Origin of the sequence: Larkinella rosea (assembly GCF_003858635.1) — a bacterium.
GTDB lineage: Bacteria > Bacteroidota > Bacteroidia > Cytophagales > Spirosomataceae > Larkinella > Larkinella rosea.
The window spans coordinates 839,573-858,762 of sequence record NZ_RQJO01000008.1; the positions used below are offsets into that span (position 1 = coordinate 839,573).

Annotated in this window: 12 protein-coding genes; 8 read left to right on the forward strand and 4 right to left on the reverse strand. The window is 52.3% G+C overall.

All coding sequences use genetic code 11. The annotated features are described in order from the left end of the window. The first annotated feature begins 23 nt into the window (after positions 1-23). From EHT25_RS12210 to EHT25_RS12220, 3 genes are all read left to right on the forward strand, one after another. Entirely contained in the window at positions 24-5,267 is a 5,244-nt protein-coding gene (locus EHT25_RS12210) for a non-ribosomal peptide synthetase (protein ID WP_124874827.1), read from the forward strand. A 129-nt stretch (positions 5,268-5,396) separates the two neighbouring features. Continuing rightward, on the forward strand, positions 5,397-6,269 hold the full coding sequence (locus EHT25_RS12215) for a cupin-like domain-containing protein (protein ID WP_124874829.1): 873 nt from the start codon (positions 5,397-5,399) through the stop codon (positions 6,267-6,269). A 67-nt stretch (positions 6,270-6,336) separates the two neighbouring features. After that, complete coding sequence (locus EHT25_RS12220; protein WP_124874831.1) at positions 6,337-7,182, forward strand: cupin-like domain-containing protein; 846 nt, start codon at positions 6,337-6,339, stop codon at positions 7,180-7,182. A gap of 113 nt (positions 7,183-7,295) precedes the next feature. On the opposite strand, the gene EHT25_RS12225 is transcribed toward EHT25_RS12220, so the two are convergent. Both EHT25_RS12225 and EHT25_RS12230 read right to left on the reverse strand, forming a co-directional pair. After that, positions 7,296-7,799, reverse strand: a complete 504-nt coding sequence (locus EHT25_RS12225; protein WP_124874833.1) for a hypothetical protein — start codon at positions 7,797-7,799, stop codon at positions 7,296-7,298. Between the two features lie 3 nt (positions 7,800-7,802). Next, the gene (locus tag EHT25_RS12230; RefSeq protein WP_124874835.1) at positions 7,803-8,351 is read right to left on the reverse strand and encodes a DUF4468 domain-containing protein; all 549 of its coding nucleotides are present in this window, start codon (positions 8,349-8,351) and stop codon (positions 7,803-7,805) included. Positions 8,352-8,618: 267 nt separating this feature from the next. On the opposite strand from EHT25_RS12230, the gene EHT25_RS12235 reads away from it, so the two are divergent. From EHT25_RS12235 to EHT25_RS12245, 3 genes are all read left to right on the forward strand, one after another. Continuing rightward, positions 8,619-9,773 (forward strand): esterase, encoded by a 1,155-nt coding sequence (locus EHT25_RS12235; RefSeq protein WP_124874837.1) that lies wholly within the window; start codon positions 8,619-8,621, stop codon positions 9,771-9,773. 162 nt (positions 9,774-9,935) lie between these two features. Further along, a complete protein-coding gene (locus EHT25_RS12240; protein WP_229311505.1) occupies positions 9,936-11,477 on the forward strand; it encodes a carboxylesterase/lipase family protein in 1,542 nt (513 codons plus the stop codon). A 132-nt stretch (positions 11,478-11,609) separates the two neighbouring features. Continuing rightward, the gene (locus tag EHT25_RS12245; RefSeq protein WP_124874839.1) at positions 11,610-12,011 is read left to right on the forward strand and encodes a response regulator; all 402 of its coding nucleotides are present in this window, start codon (positions 11,610-11,612) and stop codon (positions 12,009-12,011) included. A gap of 20 nt (positions 12,012-12,031) precedes the next feature. Here the strand turns inward: EHT25_RS12245 and EHT25_RS12250 are convergent, their stop codons facing one another. Continuing rightward, positions 12,032-15,133 carry a PAS domain-containing sensor histidine kinase gene (locus EHT25_RS12250; protein ID WP_124874841.1) on the reverse strand — a complete coding sequence of 1,034 codons (3,102 nt, stop codon included), beginning with the start codon at positions 15,131-15,133 and terminating at the stop codon, positions 12,032-12,034. 243 nt (positions 15,134-15,376) lie between these two features. Here EHT25_RS12250 and EHT25_RS12255 point away from each other — a divergent pair, with 243 nt between their 5' ends. After that, a complete protein-coding gene (locus tag EHT25_RS12255; protein WP_124874843.1) occupies positions 15,377-16,519 on the forward strand; it encodes a putative sensor domain DACNV-containing protein in 1,143 nt (380 codons plus the stop codon). 577 nt (positions 16,520-17,096) lie between these two features. After that, positions 17,097-17,456 carry a hypothetical protein gene (locus EHT25_RS12260; RefSeq protein WP_124874845.1) on the forward strand — a complete coding sequence of 120 codons (360 nt, stop codon included), beginning with the start codon at positions 17,097-17,099 and terminating at the stop codon, positions 17,454-17,456. Between the two features lie 9 nt (positions 17,457-17,465). Here the strand turns inward: EHT25_RS12260 and EHT25_RS12265 are convergent, their stop codons facing one another. Next, positions 17,466-19,004: a glycoside hydrolase family 32 protein gene (locus EHT25_RS12265; protein WP_229311506.1), complete on the reverse strand. Its 1,539-nt coding sequence runs from the start codon at positions 19,002-19,004 to the stop codon at positions 17,466-17,468. Between the last annotated feature and the right edge of the window lie 186 nt (positions 19,005-19,190).

Genomic DNA, 19,190 nt, shown 5'->3' on the forward strand with positions numbered 1-19,190 from the left:
TATAATTAATCTTAGTTACCTTTATGTCTGTAACTATACCTACACCCAACGTGATGGCTGTGAGCTTTGATCCTTTTGCCGGTCCGGAAATCGTGCGCGTAGCCCCCGCAACCGAGCCGCAAAAGGAAATCTGGACAGCGTGTTTATTGGGGGGCGACAACGCCACCCGCTCGTATAACCTATTGAACTCGTTGCTGTTTCAGGGACCTTTCGATCGGGAGGGTATGGAGCAGGCTATCCAGACGCTGGTTTGCCGGCACGAAGCCTTGCGGCTGGTGTTCAGCGCCAATGGCGAGCACCTCTGCATTTTCAGGGAATTGCCCATTGCGGTTGCCTATCAGGACATTTCGGAGAAAACCGCTGAACAGAAAGCGGAGCTCATCGACAGTTACCTGAACCAGGAAACGCGGCATGTTTTTGACTTATTGAACGGGCCTTTATTTCGGGCGGCTTTATTTAAATTAGCCGATCAGGAACACCGCCTGATTTTAACGACCCACCATAGTACGCGCGACGGCTGGTCGATGGGCGCGATGCTGCTCGATTTGAGTGCGATTTATACGGCTCAGGTACAGGGTGTTGCGGCTAATTTACCAGCTGCGCTATCGTATAGCCAGTACGCGGAGGAGCAACTCCGGTTTTCGAACAGTGACGAATACCGGCAAACCGAGGCATTCTGGGTGAACCAGTACAAAAATAACGTACCGGTTTTTGACCTGCCGACGGATTTTCCGCGCCCGGCCCTGCGCACGTTCGCCAGCAAACGGCTCGATTATCCGCTGGACAGTGAATTTGTGCTGGCAGTTAAAAAAATGGGTTTGAAGGCCGGTTGCAGTTTTGTAACCACGCTCCTGGCCGCGTTTGAAGTACTGCTGCACCGCGTTACGGGGCACGAAGATATCACGGTGGGCCTGCCCACGGCCGGACAGTCCGTCACGGGAAACAACCGGCTGGTCGGGCATTGTGTGAACCTGTTGCCATTGCGAAGCCATCTCGATACGAAGCTGACGTTTACCGAGTTTTTGAAGGTATGTCGGCAAGCGGTTTTTGACGCCTACGATCACCAGCGGCTGACGTTCAGCAACCTGGTTCGGAAACTGAACATTCCGCGGGATCCGTCGCGGGTGCCGCTGGTTCCGGTGGTTTTTAATATTGATATGGGCATGAACGATGGCGTTCATTTTGCCGGATTGACCCACCAACTGATCAGCCATCCGAAAGAATACGAAAATTTTGAATTGTTTTTCAACGCCACCGGCTCCGAAAAAACGTTAACCATTGAATGGTCATATAATACGCAATTGTTTAAAGCTGAAACAATTGATCGGATGATGACCGAGTTTACCAATCTCCTGAAAACCGTTGTAGCCTATCCATCCATCGTTATTAGCGAGATCAAATTTATGTCGGAAACAAGTCTATATGAAAAACTAACCCAATGGAATGACACCCAAGTCGACTACCCGTATCACACGCCCTTACATAAACTGATTGCCCAAACAGCCACTCAACATCCCACCAAAACCGCTTTACGATTTAATGGGGAGGAGATCAGCTACCGAACCCTCAACGAAACCGCTAATCAACTGGCTCATTATCTGATCGGGAAAGGAATTTCGGAGGGTGACATTGTCGGTATTGCGCTGGATCGTTCGCCGGACATGTTGATCACGTTGCTGGCGGTGTTGAAGGCCGGGGCGGCTTATTTGCCGCTTGATCCGGCGTATCCGCAGGAACGCGTGACGTTTATGCTGGCGGATTCTTCGGCCCGGATGCTCATTACCTCCCGGAAATACGCGGGCCGGCTGAAAAGTCAGGCGACGGAACTGCTGGTTGAGGATGCGCTGGCGGAGTCGAAAGTGAACGGAAAAGAAGATCCCGATACGATGGTTTCGGGCGATAACCTGGCGTATGTGCTTTACACTTCGGGCTCGACGGGCAAGCCGAAAGGCGTTCTGATCGAACACCACAACCTGGTCAACTTTCTGCACAGCATGCAGCAGGAACCGGGGATTAAATCAACGGATGTATTGCTGGCGGTGACGACGATCTCGTTCGACATCGCGGGTCTGGAATTGTATCTGCCGCTGATCAGCGGTGCGACGGTTTTGCTGGCCGATCCTGCCGTTACGCGCGACGGACGTTCGTTGCTCGATCTGATTAAAACCGAAAAAGTAAGCATCCTGCAGGCAACGCCCTCGACCTGGCGCATGTTGCTCGATGCCGGATGGGAAAAACCATTGCCGCTGAAGGCCCTTTGTGGAGGAGAAGCGATTTCGAACGATCTGGCTGACAAACTGCTTACTAAGTGCGCGGAATTGTGGAATATGTACGGCCCTACGGAAACCACCGTCTGGTCGACCGTCAAAAAGCTTCGCAAGGCCGAAATGATTACCATTGGCCGACCCATCAACAATACACAGGTCTATATTCTGGACGAATTCCTGAAACCCGTGCCGGAGGGAACGGTGGGTGAAATTTACATCGCGGGCGACGGCGTGGCCCGGGGATATCTGAATCGGCCGGAATTGACGGGTGAGCGGTTTTTGGAAAACACGTTCGCGGAGTCGGAAGGGGTCATGTATCGCACCGGCGACCTGGGTAAATTCCTTAAAACCGGCGAAATCCAGTGCCTGGGCCGCATCGACCAGCAGGTAAAGATTCGCGGACACCGCATCGAACTGGGCGAAATCGAAAACGTCATCACCGCCATTCCGGAGGTGAAAGAAACCGCCGTTATTGCGCACCCTGTTCGCTCGGGCGATCAGGTGCTGGTGGCCTACGTCGTGCCGGAGTCGATGGCTACGAACGATAAAGCCCCGAGCTGGCAGGAACGCTGGGACCTGATTTACAACATGGGGGTCAATCACGACAACGGCCAGAAATCGTCGGAGCAGGTGGTTGAACTCGCCATTGCGGAGCAGTTGAGCGGGAAAAAAGATGTGAAGGAAGAGATCGACGACTGGGTGCATCAGTCGATCAACCGGATCCGGGCCTTGGCCCCGAAACGGATTATGGAAGTGGGTTGCGGGGCCGGACAGTTGCTTTTTGAACTGGCACCCGACACCTCGCTGTACATCGGGACGGATTATTCCGCAACAGCTATCGACAACCTGCGGGAAAAACTGGCGTTGAACACCGCCAAGTGGAAGAACGTCAAAACCGCGGTGGCTCCCGCCGATGATTTCAGTACGGTGGCGCCCGCTTCGCTGGATATGGTACTGATTCACAGTGTGGCCCAGTATTTTCCCGATGCGGCCTACCTGCTGCGCGTGATCGAGCTGGCGGTGAAAGCCGTGGCGCAGGGCGGCTGTATTTTTATCGGTGATATGCAGGGCAAAGGAACCCTGCGGATGCACCACACCTTCGATCAGTTTCCGCGTTCGTCGGCGGAAAACACCATTGCCGATTTCAAAAAGATTGTCGACCGGCGGATGTTCATCGAGGATGAATTCATGGCCGATCCGGCTTATTTTTACCTGTTGCCGCAACTCATTCCGGCCATTTCGGCGGTCGATGTGCAGCTGCGCGAAGGGAAATTCCTGAATGAAACGACCAAACACCACTACGATATCTGGCTCTACGTCGGCAATCCGCCCGAGGTAGCCACCGCCGATGCCGTTGTCGATTGGACCGCGGATTATACCGCTGACAGGCTGGAAGAGCGTCTGTCGACGAATCCACGCGCGGTTTTGCAACTGCGGAATGTTTTCAACAGCCGCACTGCCGAGGATTACAGCCTGCTTCAGGTGATCGATCACCTGAACGACGATGCGTTGCTGGTGGATGCCAGACAAAAAATGGCCTCTTTCCCGGCCGGAATCAATCCGGCACTTTTGTGGGCGGCCGGTAAAAAACACCGGTTTACGACGCACGTACGCTGGTCGGGCGACGGTTCCGACAACTTGCTGGACGTGGTTTTCATTCCGTCGGAACTCGGAAAACGGATTCCAGGTCGGCCTGTAGGCATTGCTGCCGAACACGCTTCGCTCAACGATTTTGCCCGTAATCCTTTCAAACACAACCTGATTGTACCTCAGGATCAGGTCAATGAATGGAAGCAGACGATGCGGAAGCAGTTGCCGGACTACATGGTTCCCAACAACTTTGTGGTGCTGGCCAAACTGCCGCTGACGCCTAACGGGAAAATCGACAAGAAGGCGCTGCCCGATCCGATGCTGGAAGCCAACGAAAACCGCACCGGTTTTATGGCTCCGCGCACGGACGTTGAAAAGCTGGTGGCCGATATCTGGATGGAATGTTTGCGGCTCGAAAAAATCAGCGTGCTCGATAATTTCTTCGAACTGGGCGGGCACTCCCTGATTGCGGTGCAGGTAATGACCCGGCTGGAGAAAAAAACCGGTAAACGGCTGCCGCTTTCGATGTTGTTCGAATACCCGACCATCGAAAAACTGGCGTCGACGCTGCACATGAACGGCCGGTCGGTGACCTGGGATTCGCTGGTTCCGATCAAACCGCAGGGAACTAAAATTCCGCTGTATATCGTCCACGGTGCGGGTTTGCACGTCTTGTTGTTCAACACGCTGGCCATCAATATGGACGCCAACCAGCCGGTTTATGGCCTTCAGGCGAAGGGAATCAACAGCGACGATGAGCCGCTGGACAGCATCGAAGCCATTGCGGCCTATTATATCGATGCGATCATGGCCAAAAATCCGGATGGGCCGTATGCCCTGGCCGGTTATTCGTTCGGGGGGATTATTGCCTACGAAATGAGTAAACAATTGCGGGAACGCGGGAAGGAAGTAAAAATGCTGGCGATGTTCGATTCATACGCCGATCAGTCTAATTTTTACGATCCCTGGCTAAGCCGGTTGTGGAACGATTCGACCACGTTGTTGAAAGAGCGGCTGTACATCTTTACGCTGCTCAAAAAATACCCCGGCGAAACGGTTAGTACGAAAATTGAATCGCTCAAACGCAAAACGAATCAGTTATACCGCCGGATCCGATACAATGAAGATTACCTGAAGGTGTTTCATGGCAACTACTACAAGGTCAATGAAACGAACATTATCGCAGCCCGTAAATACCGGCTCGTCCCGCAGGAAATCAAGATAACCCTATTCCGGGCGAAAAAACAGTTGGCTTATAAACGGGATTTTGAATTTTTAGGCTGGAAACCATTCGCGTTAAAAGGCGTAACGATCCACGAAGTTCCGGGCGATCACGTCAATTTATTCACACCACCCAACGACAAGGAGTTTGCCCGTATTTTGCAAAAAGCGCTAGATAACTGCGCATAAACCTGCTATTCTCCTGCTTGTCGTTTACTAGGTTTTAACGGCGTATTTCGTTGAGATACGTCGTTAAAACTCACCTTCCTGCGCTCTCCATACCAAAATTATAGTAGTTAACCCTAACTCTTTTCAATCATGCAACCGATAGAAAAAGAAGAATTAGAGATAGAAAGAATCGATTCGATCAGCTACGAAGAATTTGTAGAAAATTACGTAAAACCCGGAAAACCGGTGGTTTTTAAAAAGGCATTTACAAGCTGGAACGTCAAACAACCGTTCGATCCGGCTTTTTTTAAAAAGCATTTCGGGAATTATACGACGACGCATAAGGATAAAACCTATACGATGAGTGAGGTCCTGGACATCACCGAGAAAAGCACGCCCGAAAACCCGGCACCGTATCCGATGGGCTTTGAGTTGCGGTCGCAACTGCCGGAGTTTATGGCGATGCTGAACCCGATTCACATGAACTATGCGTTTCCGAACTGGTTCAAAAGCAGGCTGATACCCAAAAGCCGGTTTGGGAACGACATGCAGATGTACATCGGCGGAGTTGGCAATCAATACGTATTACACAAGGACTTATTTCATACCGATGCCTGGGTGACGCAGCTCTACGGGGAGAAGAAGTTCATTGCTTATCCGCGCGATCAGGAAGAGATGCTTTACCCGGAAAACAAGGGCACCCGCTCGCCGATCAATTACCTGAAACCGGATTATGAAAAGTATCCGAAATACCGGGACGCAACGCCATTGACCGTGACATTAACAGCCGGCGAAACCATTTATATCCCGAACGGAATCTGGCATACGACCGTAGCACCCGGTCATAATATTTCCATCGTGGTGGAGCAATTGAGCCGGAATAATTTCAACGCCTGGAAACAGGATATTTACGATTACGGCGTCAAGCGCGGACGGTTGAAAGCTATTTTACAATATGGATACGCCACGCTGATTGGCTTGCTTTTTAAAGCACGAGAAATGGCGGGGCATCAATTTGATTGAGTCAGGCCTAAAACCGCTTTATTTTACCAGAACCCCTAGTTATTCGAAAATATAAAACTGTCCGATCATGCAACACGTTGAAAAATTAGATTCGATCAGCTATGATCAGTTTATAGAAAATTACCTGAAACCCGGTATTCCGGTCGTTTTTAAAAATGCTTCGGCTGCGTGGAAATCCAATCAGCAGTTTAACCCGGATTTTTTTCGGGCGAATTTCGGTAATCATAAAACGACGTATAAAGGCAAGGAATACTCGATGAACGAAATTCTGGATATCACGGAAAAAAGTACGGTCGACAAGCCGGCTCCGTATCCGATTTTATTCGAAATTCCGCTGCAATTGCCGGAGCTGCTTCCGATGATCGATCCGCTCCATATGAACTACGCATTTCCGAACTGGTTTCGGAATAAAGTGATGCCGTACGGGAAATACGGAAACAGCATTCACCTGTTTATCGGCGGCCCCGGCAACCAGTATTCGCTGCACAAAGACATGTATCATACAAACGCCTGGGTGACGCAGTTATACGGCGAAAAGAAGTTTGTCGTCTTTCCGCGCGATCAGGAAGAATTGCTTTATCCGAGTAACGCCGGGTTTATTTCGCCGATCAATATTACGAAACCGGATTACGAAAAATACCCCCGGTACAGAGAAGCAACGCCGTTGAGCATTGTGTTGAAACCGGGCGAAACCATTTTTATTCCGAACGGCATCTGGCATACGACGGTGGCTGCCAGCCACAACATCTCCCTGATTTTTGATCAGTTGAATGGTTATAATTTTAAAGCCTGGAAGCAGGATATGTACGATTATGCCAAAAGGAGAGGAACCATGGCAGCCATTGCGAAGTACAGCCTGGCCCAGACATTGGGATCACTCTGCAAATTAGGCGAGATGACCAAAGCCTTTTAAAACGATGCAGTACGGTTTTTAAAACCGATGGACGAGAAAATGACAACGCCCGATAAATCAGCTTTATCGGGCGTTTTTTATGGTTTAAAAGCAGAAAATCCGGAGTTTAATGGTCAGGATGCCGCATTTTTACCAAAGGAAGCAATCCAGAAAACCAGCCCCATAAAAGCGGAAAAACCGCCGATAATGATCAGGCCCCATTTTAAAACCGGTATAAAATTCCACTTTGTGAGGAAGAAAAAAGCCGCTATAAAGGCCCCGCCAAACAGAAACAGAAAACCGAGCATAATGAACAGCATGTAGGCCGAGCCGACCCCGGAGTTCCGGCTGTCGTGAAAATCGACGGCTCCGCAAATCTGACCGGACATGTAAAACACACCGGCGATGCCAACGAAACCGATCCGGAGCAGCCACCACCATTGGCTGCCCGGCGACCAGAACAGCGGCACGAACGAAAGCAGGACGGCGATGATGGGTAAAAACCAGCCGAGAGTGAGAATCTGCTCCTTTTCGGCGTCGCTGATGGGTTCGCTGCGGGATACCAGAAAACCGGTGATGACGAGCATCAGCACCCAGGCCAGTTCGGGGCCCAGCAGGTAGGAAACCGTGCGGTTCATGCCTTAAAACGCTTTATAATTTTTCACGTCTTCCTGAAGAGACGCTAAAACCGCCTTCAATTGCTTGTCCAGTTCCGCATAAATAACCCGCAGATCTTTGTCATTTTTCTGGCAGTAAATTTCCACCGGAACCGGTTTTGCATCACCATTGTCTACTTCAACGCGGGTGATCATCGCCCGGTATTTGCGGTTGGCGCACTCAATGACAAAGGTATATCGAAACGAATAAACGCCACCAGCCGAGGTTTCGGTGCGGGGCAATGTCACGACCTGTACGGTTTTTCCGACCAGATCACCGGTTTCTTTATCGCTGACCGTGAACGTTTCGCCCATCGCCCGTACCGACTGGGCTGCCCACAAGCGGGCGCGCCGGAATAGTTCGACCTGCGACACACTGCCGCAGTCGACGACTTCAGCGTAAGCAACTTTCTGATTGATGACGGGCAGGATTCCGTGAAGTTTTCCGTCGACCACCACCGGCGGACAATCGGCCCGGGCGTTTTCGGCGTTGATCATACCGACAAGCAGGAGAGTAAGGAAGGCAAGTTTCATGAGTAGTGTATTTGTTATTTTTAGTAAAAGTAGCGCCGGAACGGGCCATCGTCCAGCCGGAAGTCACAGCAGGCGGATTTGGGTGAATAAGCAGGGGTGAAATCCGGATAATTGACGGGATGGAAAGGTCGTTCGACCGGGCGCTTGACCGGTAAATCTTTCTACTTTCTCCCGGGATATTTCAAAAAACAACCCGGGCTTGTAGTACAATGAGAAACCTTTCCCTATTTTTGATTGAGAGTCGCGCCAACCTTAACCAACATGTCCATGAATCGTTTTGCTCCTTCACACTGGCTGCTGATGGCGGCCTTGTTGCTGGGTTTTCAGGCCGTTGCCCAGACGCCCCAGCGGCAACCGACACCCAACGACACGCTGAAATCGCCCAAAGTGCTGGTCGACAACCGGGTCGCTCTGCAGATTTACGCGCCCAAAGCCAGTGAAGTAATCGTTTCGGGCGACTTTTTGGGAGGTGGAAAACCGCTCAATCTGACCAAAGACCCCAACGGGGTCTGGTCGGTGACGGTCGGTCCGCTTAAACCCGATTATTACACGTATACCTTGCTGGTGGACGGTGTTCGCACCATCGATCCGAAAAATCCGGTGATCAAACAAGGCATCAGCAGTCTGGAAAATGTAATGGTCCTGCCGGGTTCCGAGACGGCTTTTGAAGACAACCGCGCGGTTCCGCATGGTGAGCTGCGGCAGGTTTGGTACCAGTCCAATACGCTGGGCATGGCGCGGAGGATGCATGTTTATACGCCCCCCGGCTACGAAAAAGGCAACACCAAATACCCGGTTTTTTACCTGCTGCACGGCGGGGGCGATGACGATTCGGGCTGGCCTACCGTGGGTCGTGCCGGTTTTATTCTCGATAATCTGCTGGCCGCCGGACAGGCCAAACCGATGATTGTCGTGATGCCCAACGGCAGCATGCCGCTTCCGCCCTCATCCGGAATGCCCAATCCGGCAGCGATGACGCAGCTGCGGACGATGTTTGCCAATGAATTGCTGAAGGAGGTGATGCCCTATATCGAGAAAAATTACCGGACGCAGGCCAACCGCGAAAACCGGGCCATTGCCGGATTGTCGATGGGCGGTTTTCAAACGCTCGACCTGGCGCTGACCCGGCCGGATCTGTTCAATTATGTGGGCGTGTTCAGCTCCGGTTTTTTCGGAGCGACCATCGACGAAGCCGAGACCAAATACGCCAGCGTCTTGAATGACCCCGGTTTTAACAAAAACAAAAAACTGTTCTGGATTGAAATTGGCAAGGACGACTTTGTGATGGATGCCAACAAAAAAACGATGGCCCTGCTCGACAAACACCAGATCAAATACCAGTACAAAGAAACGACGGGCGGCCATACCTGGATCAACTGGCGGCAATACCTCAACGAATATGTACCGCTGCTTTTTCGGTAGCGGTTTTTATACGCAGACAAACGAAGAACGGGCATAGGAGAACGGTTAACTGGTTGAAAATCAATGGCATATGCTTTTTTCTCTCTTGCCTAACTAGCTGCTATACCTAAAGACGCGTGCGTTCTGATGTCCTGAGTTCATTTTTGAAAACCGTATTTTGCAGTGAAACGAATCGTTGCTTTTTTCCTGATCCTAACCGTTTCGTTCGCTGCCATCGGGCAGTCGCTGATCGTCAAAACCGAGAGCGGCCGGGTCGAAGGCATGGCTAATAAATCTGGCGCCATCCGGATTTTCAAAGGTATTCCGTTTGCCGCTCCGCCGGTGGGAAAGCTGCGCTGGAAGGCCCCGCAGCCGGTGGCAGCCTGGCCGGGTGTTAAAAAATGTGTGGCGTTTGGACCCAGCCCGATGCAGGCCAAACCGGCTCCTTTTATGTACTGGTCGTCGGAGTTTCTGATTCCGGAACAACCCATCAGTGAGGATTGCCTCTACCTCAATGTGTGGACGGGCGCCCGTTCGGCGGCTGAGAAACGACCGGTTTTCGTCTACATTTACGGGGGCGGTTTTCGGAGTGGGGGTGCCGGCTGCGCGATTTACGACGGCGAAGCGATGGCGAAAAAAGGCGTGGTTTTTGTGACGATCAATTACCGCGTCGGCGTCTTCGGTTTTCTGGCTCATCCCGAACTTTCGCAGGAATCAGGTTACAAAGCTTCCGGGAATTATGCGCTGCTGGACATGATCGCGGCCCTGAAATGGGTTCAGAAAAACGCGGCCGCCTTCGGGGGAGATCCGAAAAACGTCACCATTGCCGGACAGTCGGCGGGGGCATTTGCGGTTAATTTTCTGACGGCTTCTCCCCTGGCTAAAGGCCTTTTTCACCGGGCCATTGCCGAGAGTGGCGGGAGCTTTCTGTCGAATCCGGCGCGGCCCAGACTGACGCTGCAAGCTGCCGAACAACTTGGCGTTGATTTTGCCGGAAAACTCAATGCCGCTTCCCTGAGCGATTTACGCGCGCGTTCGGCAGAAGAAATTCTGAAGGCTTCCGGCGGTTTAAATGGCCCCGTCGTCGACGGTTATTTGTTGCCCGAAGGAATTGATGAAATCTACACCCAATCGCGCCAGAATGATGTTCCGCTGCTGCTGGGCTGGAACGGCGACGATAAAGTGATGGGTGCACCGGCCAAAGCGGAGGTGTTTCGGGAGCAGATCAAAAAGCGTTTTGGTGCGTTGGCCGATGCGTATTTTCGGGTTTACCCGGCCCGGACCGAAGAAGAAAGCGCCCAGTCACAGGGGAACAGCAATCGGGATGAGAGCTTTGGTATTCAGGATTATACGTGGGCCAAAAGGCAGAGCCAGACCGGAAAATCGCCGGTTTTTCTGTACAATTTTAACCGAAAAGTGCCCGCCCATAATCCCCAGACGCAGTTTGGCGCGTTTCACACCGGCGAGGTGCCGTATGCGTACAACAACCTTCATACCGTGGATCGTCCGTGGGAGGCTGTCGATCATCAAATTGCGGATGTAATGTCGTCCTACTGGGTCAATTTTGCCAGAACCGGCAATCCGAACGGTCCGAATTTACCGGTTTGGCCGGCTTATACCCGCCAGTCGGAGAACGTTCAGCTCATTGACAAAACGATTGAAAACCGCTCATTACCAAACAAAGACAAGCTGACTTTCTGGGAAAGCTACTACGGGCGAAAGTAAAACGAAGGTTTCTTCATAAATAACCAAACAAACGGGTCGCATACCGGTTTAAAAGGGAAAGCTTTTCTGATCCCTCAAAAAAAGTGCGACATCGCCCCTGTTTTACAGGCGACTGCCCGTTGACAGATTTTTATGAAGCCACTTATATTGATAGTAGACGACGACGAGGATGATTTATGGCTGATGCAAAAAGCCATGCTTGAAATCGGCGGCATGTGTCATCTGAATCCATTCAGCGATGCTGCCGGTTTATTGACCTACCTGGAAAAGGCGACCGCTGTCCCCGATCTGATTTTAATCGACTACCACCTGCCCCGGATGGATGGGCTGGAGTTAACGGAATACCTCCGATCCAGACCCGCGCTGCAAACCGTTCCGCTTGCCTGGATGAGTTCCGAAATCGACCCAATCTGGGAAGTCCGCTGCCGCGAACTGAATGTGTCCTGGTGCTGGATCAAACCGAATAGCTACACCGCCTGGCAGGCTTTTATGAGCCAGCTCTGTAAAACCCTGATGATTTCCCGCCTGGAATAAGGTGTATGGTTTGCCGCTCATTATGCGGGCAGATATACCTTGAATGTGCTGCCCTGACCCGGTTGACTGTGGGCGGTAATGGCTCCGCCGTGATTTTCCACCACTTTCTGGCAGATAGCTAATCCAACACCCGTACCGCTGTAGGCCGATTTTCCGTGTAACCGCTGAAAAACTTCAAAAATCCGGTCCGCGTATTTCTCGTCAAAACCGATTCCGTTATCGATGACCCGAATCAGGTAGTAATGGGCGGACGGACGGGCTATCCGCAGGTGTTGGGGAAGCTCCGACGCCGATAGTCTGTCGTAGTTAATCCGGATGTGCGGGATCGAATCGGCCTGGTTGAACTTGATGGCGTTCGATAACAGATTCTGGAAAAGCTGGCCCAGTTGCGAACCATCTCCGTTGATTGTGGGCAAATCGTCGACTTCGATCCTGGCGTGGGACTGGTAAATCTGCAATTCCAGCGTCTCCAGAACCTTGGTTACAATCTCGGTTAATGAAACCGGATTAAAAGCCTGTTGCCGGGTCGAAATGCGTGAATAAGCCAGCAAATCTTTAATCAGTTCCGACATGCGACCGGCCGACGACTGCATGCGGTTGATCAGGTCCACACCGTTGTCGCCCAGTCCTTCGGCATACTGGCTTTGCAAAAGGCTGCCGAACGACTGAATCTTGCGGAGCGGTTCCTGCAGATCGTGGGAAGCTACGTAAGCAAACCGCATCAGGTTTTCGTTCGAGCGGAGCAAATCCTGATTCGTATTTTTCAATTCCTGCGTACGCGTCAGCACCTGACTTTCGAGTGCGGCTTCAATTCCTTTCTGTTCGTGAATATCGGTGGCTGTTCCGACCCAGAGTGTGATGGTACCGGTTTCGTCACGAATGGGCAGGGCCCGGTTCAAATGCCAGCGATACATGCCGTCCGAAGCCCGTCGGTAGCGGTTTTCGACCACAAAAATAGTACCGGTTTCCAGGGCTTTCAGGTAGGTTTCCAACGTAAACGGCAGGTCGTCAGGGTGCACCATGGCCTGCCAGCCCCAGTCTTTGGTTTGCTGAAAATCGAGGCCGGTGTAGGTATACCACTGCTGGTTGTAAAACGTAACTTCGCCTACGGGGGTATTCGTCCAGGTCATGTGTGGAATGGTCTCCAGGAGTGTGCGGAAACGCAGTTCACTCGCTTCCACTTTCCGGCGGGCCAGCACCTGCTCCGTGACGTCGATGGCCACGTCGAGAATGGCATACACGTCGCCAGCGGCATTGTGCAGTGGTTTATAGGTAAAATTGAAGTAAAAGGTGCGGAGCTCGCCATCCACCACCAGATCGGCCTTTGCTTCCTGCGAGGTGTATTCGATCCCGGTTTTGTAAACTTCGTCCAGAATGTTCAGGAACGGTTGTCCTTCCAGTTCCGGGAGGGCCAGGCGGAGCGGTTTTCCAATCACCGTGTCGCCCTTTCCCCAGAACCGGATCATGGCTTCGTTGGGGAGTTCGATCACCATGTCGGGGCCGATAAACAGGCTCATGGCCGCCGGTGCTTCCTCGATCAGGTTACGAAACCGCTGTTCGCTATCCGCCAGAGCCAGTTTGGCCTTTACCTGCGTTGTTACTTCCGTGGCCAGCACCATTAGATCGGTGGTACGTTCGCCTTCCCGAACCGGAGCATATACGTAGTTGAAATACGCATCTTCCAGCTTTCCGTTGCGGTGTAGCCGGGCAAGGGTTTCGAATCCATAATAGGAAATGCCGGTTTTATACACGTTTTGCAGCAATTCGATAAATCCCTGACCCTTAATTTCGGGCAGGGCTTCGACGAGCGGCAGACCGATGATATCCGCTTCTTTTCCCCACAAATCGAGGATGGATTGGTTGGCGGTTTCGACCACCAGATTTTCACCGCTCAAAATACCGATGGCCACCGGAGCCTGGGCGATCATGTTCCGAAAACGTTCTTCGGCTATGACCAGGGAATGATCTTTCTCTTTTTGCTGGGTAATATCGATGATAATTCCGGAAAACGTAACGGGTTTTCCGGCGGCATTGTAGAGATACTGACCCAGCACTTTGACCCAATGCACCTCCTGGTTCACCCAGACGAAGCGCGCTTCGTAGCTCAGGTTTCCGGTCCGGAGGGCCACCCGGTAGGCGTGGTCACGGATGGGGCGATCCTGCGGATGGAGGTGGTTGATAAAAACGTCCCGCGTGATGCCAATCTTCTCCTGGCCGGTAAGGATGCGGGCAAGTGACGGTGAATAAACAATCTCATCGGTTTCCAGATTGATCGAAAATGAGCCCGATCCCGAGCCTTCCAGGGCCAGCCGGGCCTGTTGCTCGAAGAGAACGGTTTTTTCACGCTCCACAATTTCGGTGGTGCTATCGTGGGCAATACCGGAAAACCGGTAAGCTTTCCCGGTTTCGGTAAAGTAAGCCTGCCCGATAAATCGCACCCAGCGCAGCTTGCCATCGTCGGCGCCAATTGTCCGGAAACTGGTGTCATATCGCCCGCCCAACGCCGGATTCAACGCCTGCTTAACGGTTTCCATCACCCGAACTTTATCGTTCGGGTGAATGTAACTGATGGCTTGCTCGTAGGTAAGCGAGTTGGTTTGGGCGAGGCCAAAAAGCGTTCGGCAGCGGTCGTCCCACGTAATCAGGTTTTGGACGGGGTCAAAATCCCAGGTACCCAACTGGGCCGAATCGAGGGCCATGCGCAAGCGTTCCTGACTTTCGTCACGCGCTTTCTGCAACGCCACCCGCTCCGTAATATCCTGCATGGAACCCACCATCCGAATCGCTTTTCCATTGCGGTGAATGATGTAGCCCCGGTCGAAAATGTGGGCGTACGAACCGTCGGTCCGGCGAAAGCGGTATTCGTCCGACCAGTTGGTGCCGCCGTTGGCGATAACGTGGTGAACACCGTTCAGGATCCGATCTTTGTCGTCGGGGTGTACGTAATCGTACCACGACTCCGGCCCGGTTTCTGCCGGGGGGATTTCGTGGCCGAATAAAGTCAGATAACCTTCGCTCCACCAGACGGTGTCGGCTTCCAGGTTCCAGTTCCAAACCGCGTCCCGGGTTGCTTTGGTTAATAGTTCAAATAATTCGTTGGCCGTTCCTGAATCAGTATTCACGGGATCTCTTTCCTTCGCTTTGTAACGTAACCTTAAAAATAGCTAAATGACTTTTTATTATTTGCCATATGCCGGTTTTTTAGAAATTCGCTTCCGTAAACCATTCCCTAAAATCGGGTCTTAATGGTAACAAATCCAGAGCTGGTTTGGGCTGATCACATACGCTATTCCTGCCCGGCCGGTTTTTGAATGGGAACTTAAAACCGGCAGACTCGCCTTTACACTACAAGCTTACATTAGAACATGCACTCTGTATCAACTTATCAGGCCGCCCGGTTGGTGGCTGGAACCGTGGAAACCTATTTCGCTCACCATTTTGCAACGGCCACTCTAAATGGCGGGCAGGAAACGGCACACAAACCCCATGCGCCGGAAATTGAATCCATGGTCGATACGGCCTTCTGGGCCAGTCTCCGGCACGAAGAAGGCGTTTCACCCAAAGTGACGCTGGCGTTTTTACCCCCTGATAAAGCCGGACAACCGCTTTTGTTTGGCAAACGGCTGCGGTTTACGCCCGACGTACTGACCAAGCTGGCACCGGCCGTCGAACGACCCGGTATTCACCTCGGGGTGTGGCACGACCAGGATGAATTGTACATCTGGGGAACCACCCGCGAAATTCCGGGTAACTGCCTGGTGCTGGAGGTGATCGAACCCGGGTTGCTGGTCATCAAACACCGCCGGCTCGACGGTTTTGGCAAGTTTGTCAACGTCGCCATTCTCAAGGGCGATCAGATCAAAATCGTGGACGAAGGAACCGCCAAAACGCCCGATTGCCCGTTTGTGCTCTCCTCCATGCTGGGGTTTACGCTGCCCTCGTTCTGGAACGACTCGATGAATATTCTGGTTCAGCTGGCCGTTTCCATGCGGGCGCACGGTCGGGGCGGTTCGCTGCTGGTGGTGCCGTCGGGTAGCGATGCCTGGCGCGATTCGATCATTCAGCCCATGACGTATCCGATTGTACCGGTTTTCAGTCGGCTGGCGGATTTGCTGCGGCAGGAGTCGGACGAGTCGAGCCAGACTACGTGGCGCGGAGCGGTTAATCTGGCCGTAGAAGCCATTGGCGGTTTGACGTCGGTCGACGGCGCCACCATCATCAATGATCAGTACGAAGTGCTGGGATTCGGGGCCAAAATCGGTCGGTCGGAAACGAGCGATCGGGTCGAGCAGATCATCGTTACCGAACCCATTGTGGGCAACCAGGCCGTCGTGGTCCATCCGGCCCAGACCGGCGGCACCCGGCATTTGTCGGCGGCTCAGTTTGTCTTCGATCAACGCGATGCGGTGGCGCTGGTGGCTTCGCAGGATGGCCGGTTCACCATCTTTACGTGGTCGGTAACGGATCAGATGGTCCACGCCCACCGGGTCGATTCGTTGTTGCTTTAATTCGATTTATCGTATTGCTTTTTCGGTTTATACGATTGGCCATTCAACCAAACCTTTAATCCGGAAACGGAGCGTATTAAGTCGTATTTTTATCCCCCAAAAGCGCGCTGTTTTCGAAATTAAATAGTCGAAGAAGGTAGTTTTCGGCAAGGTTGAAACCGGTTTCAAAACCGGAATTTGAAGGCTGAAAAATAAGAAGAACACAGCGGTTCCTGACTAAAATTAAACGGGCACTGAAACAAAAACCGGGCTAATCTGTTCCCCATCTTCGGGAGGAGATGGCGTTGAAATACGAATTTTTTGCTTGATTTTCAATTGAAAATTGTCTGGTAATTGAAGGCGGTTATGCAGGAGTGCTTATAAACCGGACCGGGTAAAAATACTTATGTAGTTGTGAAAAACTGCTTACTTGCTGCGTTAAAGCGGGAGCAGAAATCAGGCATGTTTTGGGCCGCTGAATGACCAAAATAAATCGGATTTGGACCGGTAGCTAAACTTATGTAACGATTTATTAATACAAATAACTTGTATTTTAATTTTCTATCGTATTTTAGTAAAACTCATCGTTGCCTGTACAATGATTCTGCACCCTAAACCGAATCGCTATTACCTGATTCATAACGAACCCGTTCTGCTAACCGAAGCGCTTCTGAAAGCACTTCAACCACCGAACCGCCCCCAGCCGATCAAACTGACCAAACCGTGGCTGACGGCTTTCGGTTTCTGGCCCGATCCTTCGGCTAATTCCTGGACATTTGAAGATTCCCGCTTAATTCCGGGCATGAATTGCTGGCTCTGCGTGCAAACCCGCCGGTATCTCCAGTATGTACACGAGCTTCAGGACCTGTTTGAAGACGAGTACGAATACACCGAACTGTATTTGCGGGTCGATCCGGCCACGATTCATTTGCCGACCATTCGCCAGCAATTGGCCTGAGCAGAACCGCTACTGCCCACCGGCCTCATCGGCGGGCTTCAACGGGGTGTAGGTCAAATCCGTAAACGTTATGCCCCGCGCCGATTTGATAAACAGCCTGGTGAGGTCTTTGTCGGGAAAAAAGATGTCCGTCATCACCGTCAGGCCCCCATCGGCGAACAATTCCACCGACGCCACATCCACCAGCAACGTCAGCGATAGCGTTGAATCGGTCGATAACCGCGGAGCGATGTGCCGCTTGCCAAAGCCTTTCTCAAAACCGGTTTTGCCCGACTGCGTGCGGTCGATGTAATACGCGTTAGCGGTTTTCTCGTACCCGATTTCCACTTCATTCCCCCTGTCGTTGGCCAGCACAATCGCAAAGTCCGTCGGGTTGGGCGCCTTGAGGTCCAGTCTGAACAAACCCGTTTCGTTTTGGGTGGTCAACTCATACCGGTTTTCGACCTTCCGGTTTTTCATCGAAATGGGTTCGCCGTTCAGCACGTCCAGCTCTTCGACGGGTTCGGAAGTCAGGAACAGTTCCTTGTTTACTTCCCGCAAACCCAGCGTCCGCGGTACGGTTGTGGCGCTGCGCCAGGGTGCGGTCGGCACCACACCGGCGTATTGCCAGTTGCTCATCCAGCCCATCAGAATCGTTCGATCGCCGGTGTTGGCAAACGTTACACCGGCGTAATTATCCGTTCCGTAATCCATCCATTTGGTCTTGTCCGTATACGGTTTGAAGGTCTTCCCGTCGAAATCGCCCACGAAATACTGGGTGCCGGAGCCGCCGTTGGGCGCGCCGGGATTGATGTTTACGATCAACACCCAAACCGGTTTACCGTTGTGGGTCAGGGGGAGTAAATCCGGGCATTCCCAAACGCCACCGTGCGCTCCCCGATCACGGCCGAAATCGCTCTCCCGTGACCACGTTTTCAGGTTCGGTGACGAATAGAACGTAATCCGGTCTTTGGTCGCGAGCGTCATGATCCATTTTTTCTGCGGCTCGAACCAGCGCACCTTCGGATCGCGGAAATCGCTGATGCCGGGATTGGGTAATACCGGATTTCCGGCGTATTTGGTCCAGGTTTTTCCTTCGTCGAGGCTGTAGGCCAGGCTCTGGGTTTCGTGTTTACCGGTTTTCTGCTTTTCCAAAACCGGATCGTGGTGCGTGAATATGGCCACCAACGGCGGTTGCCCCGCTTTCCCAAAACCGCTCGTGTTGTTGACGTCCACCACCGCACTTCCCGAAAAAATATACCCTAAACGATCCGGATACAGGGCAATCGGTTGTTCTTCCCAGCGGACCATGTCCTTGCTGGTGGCATGTCCCCAGTGCATGGGGCCCCAGGTCGAGCCGTCGGGGTAATACTGGTAAAAAAGGTGATACGTTCCCTTGTAATACACCATCCCGTTCGGGTCGTTCATCCAGTGGGCTTTGGGCGAAAAATGATACCGGGGGCGGTGTTCTGCCCGCGCCGTTGTTGTCGCTTCTTCTTTTTTGGAAGACGTCTGACAGGCCAGCAAAGCCATACCTGCCACAAGCACATGACCGATCGATTTCCACATGGGGTTGATGTTTAGGTTCATCTGGACTAATGCCGGACGGTCACAAAGTAATCAGAATCTCCGGTTAAACGAAAAAGTGGAGTCGCACGGATTTCGGGAACGTTAGCAGTTGCTCCATTAAAAAACCGCCCATGGACGATGCCACGGGCGGTTTTGGGGAAAGGCTCTGGTTTCGCGGGGAATGTT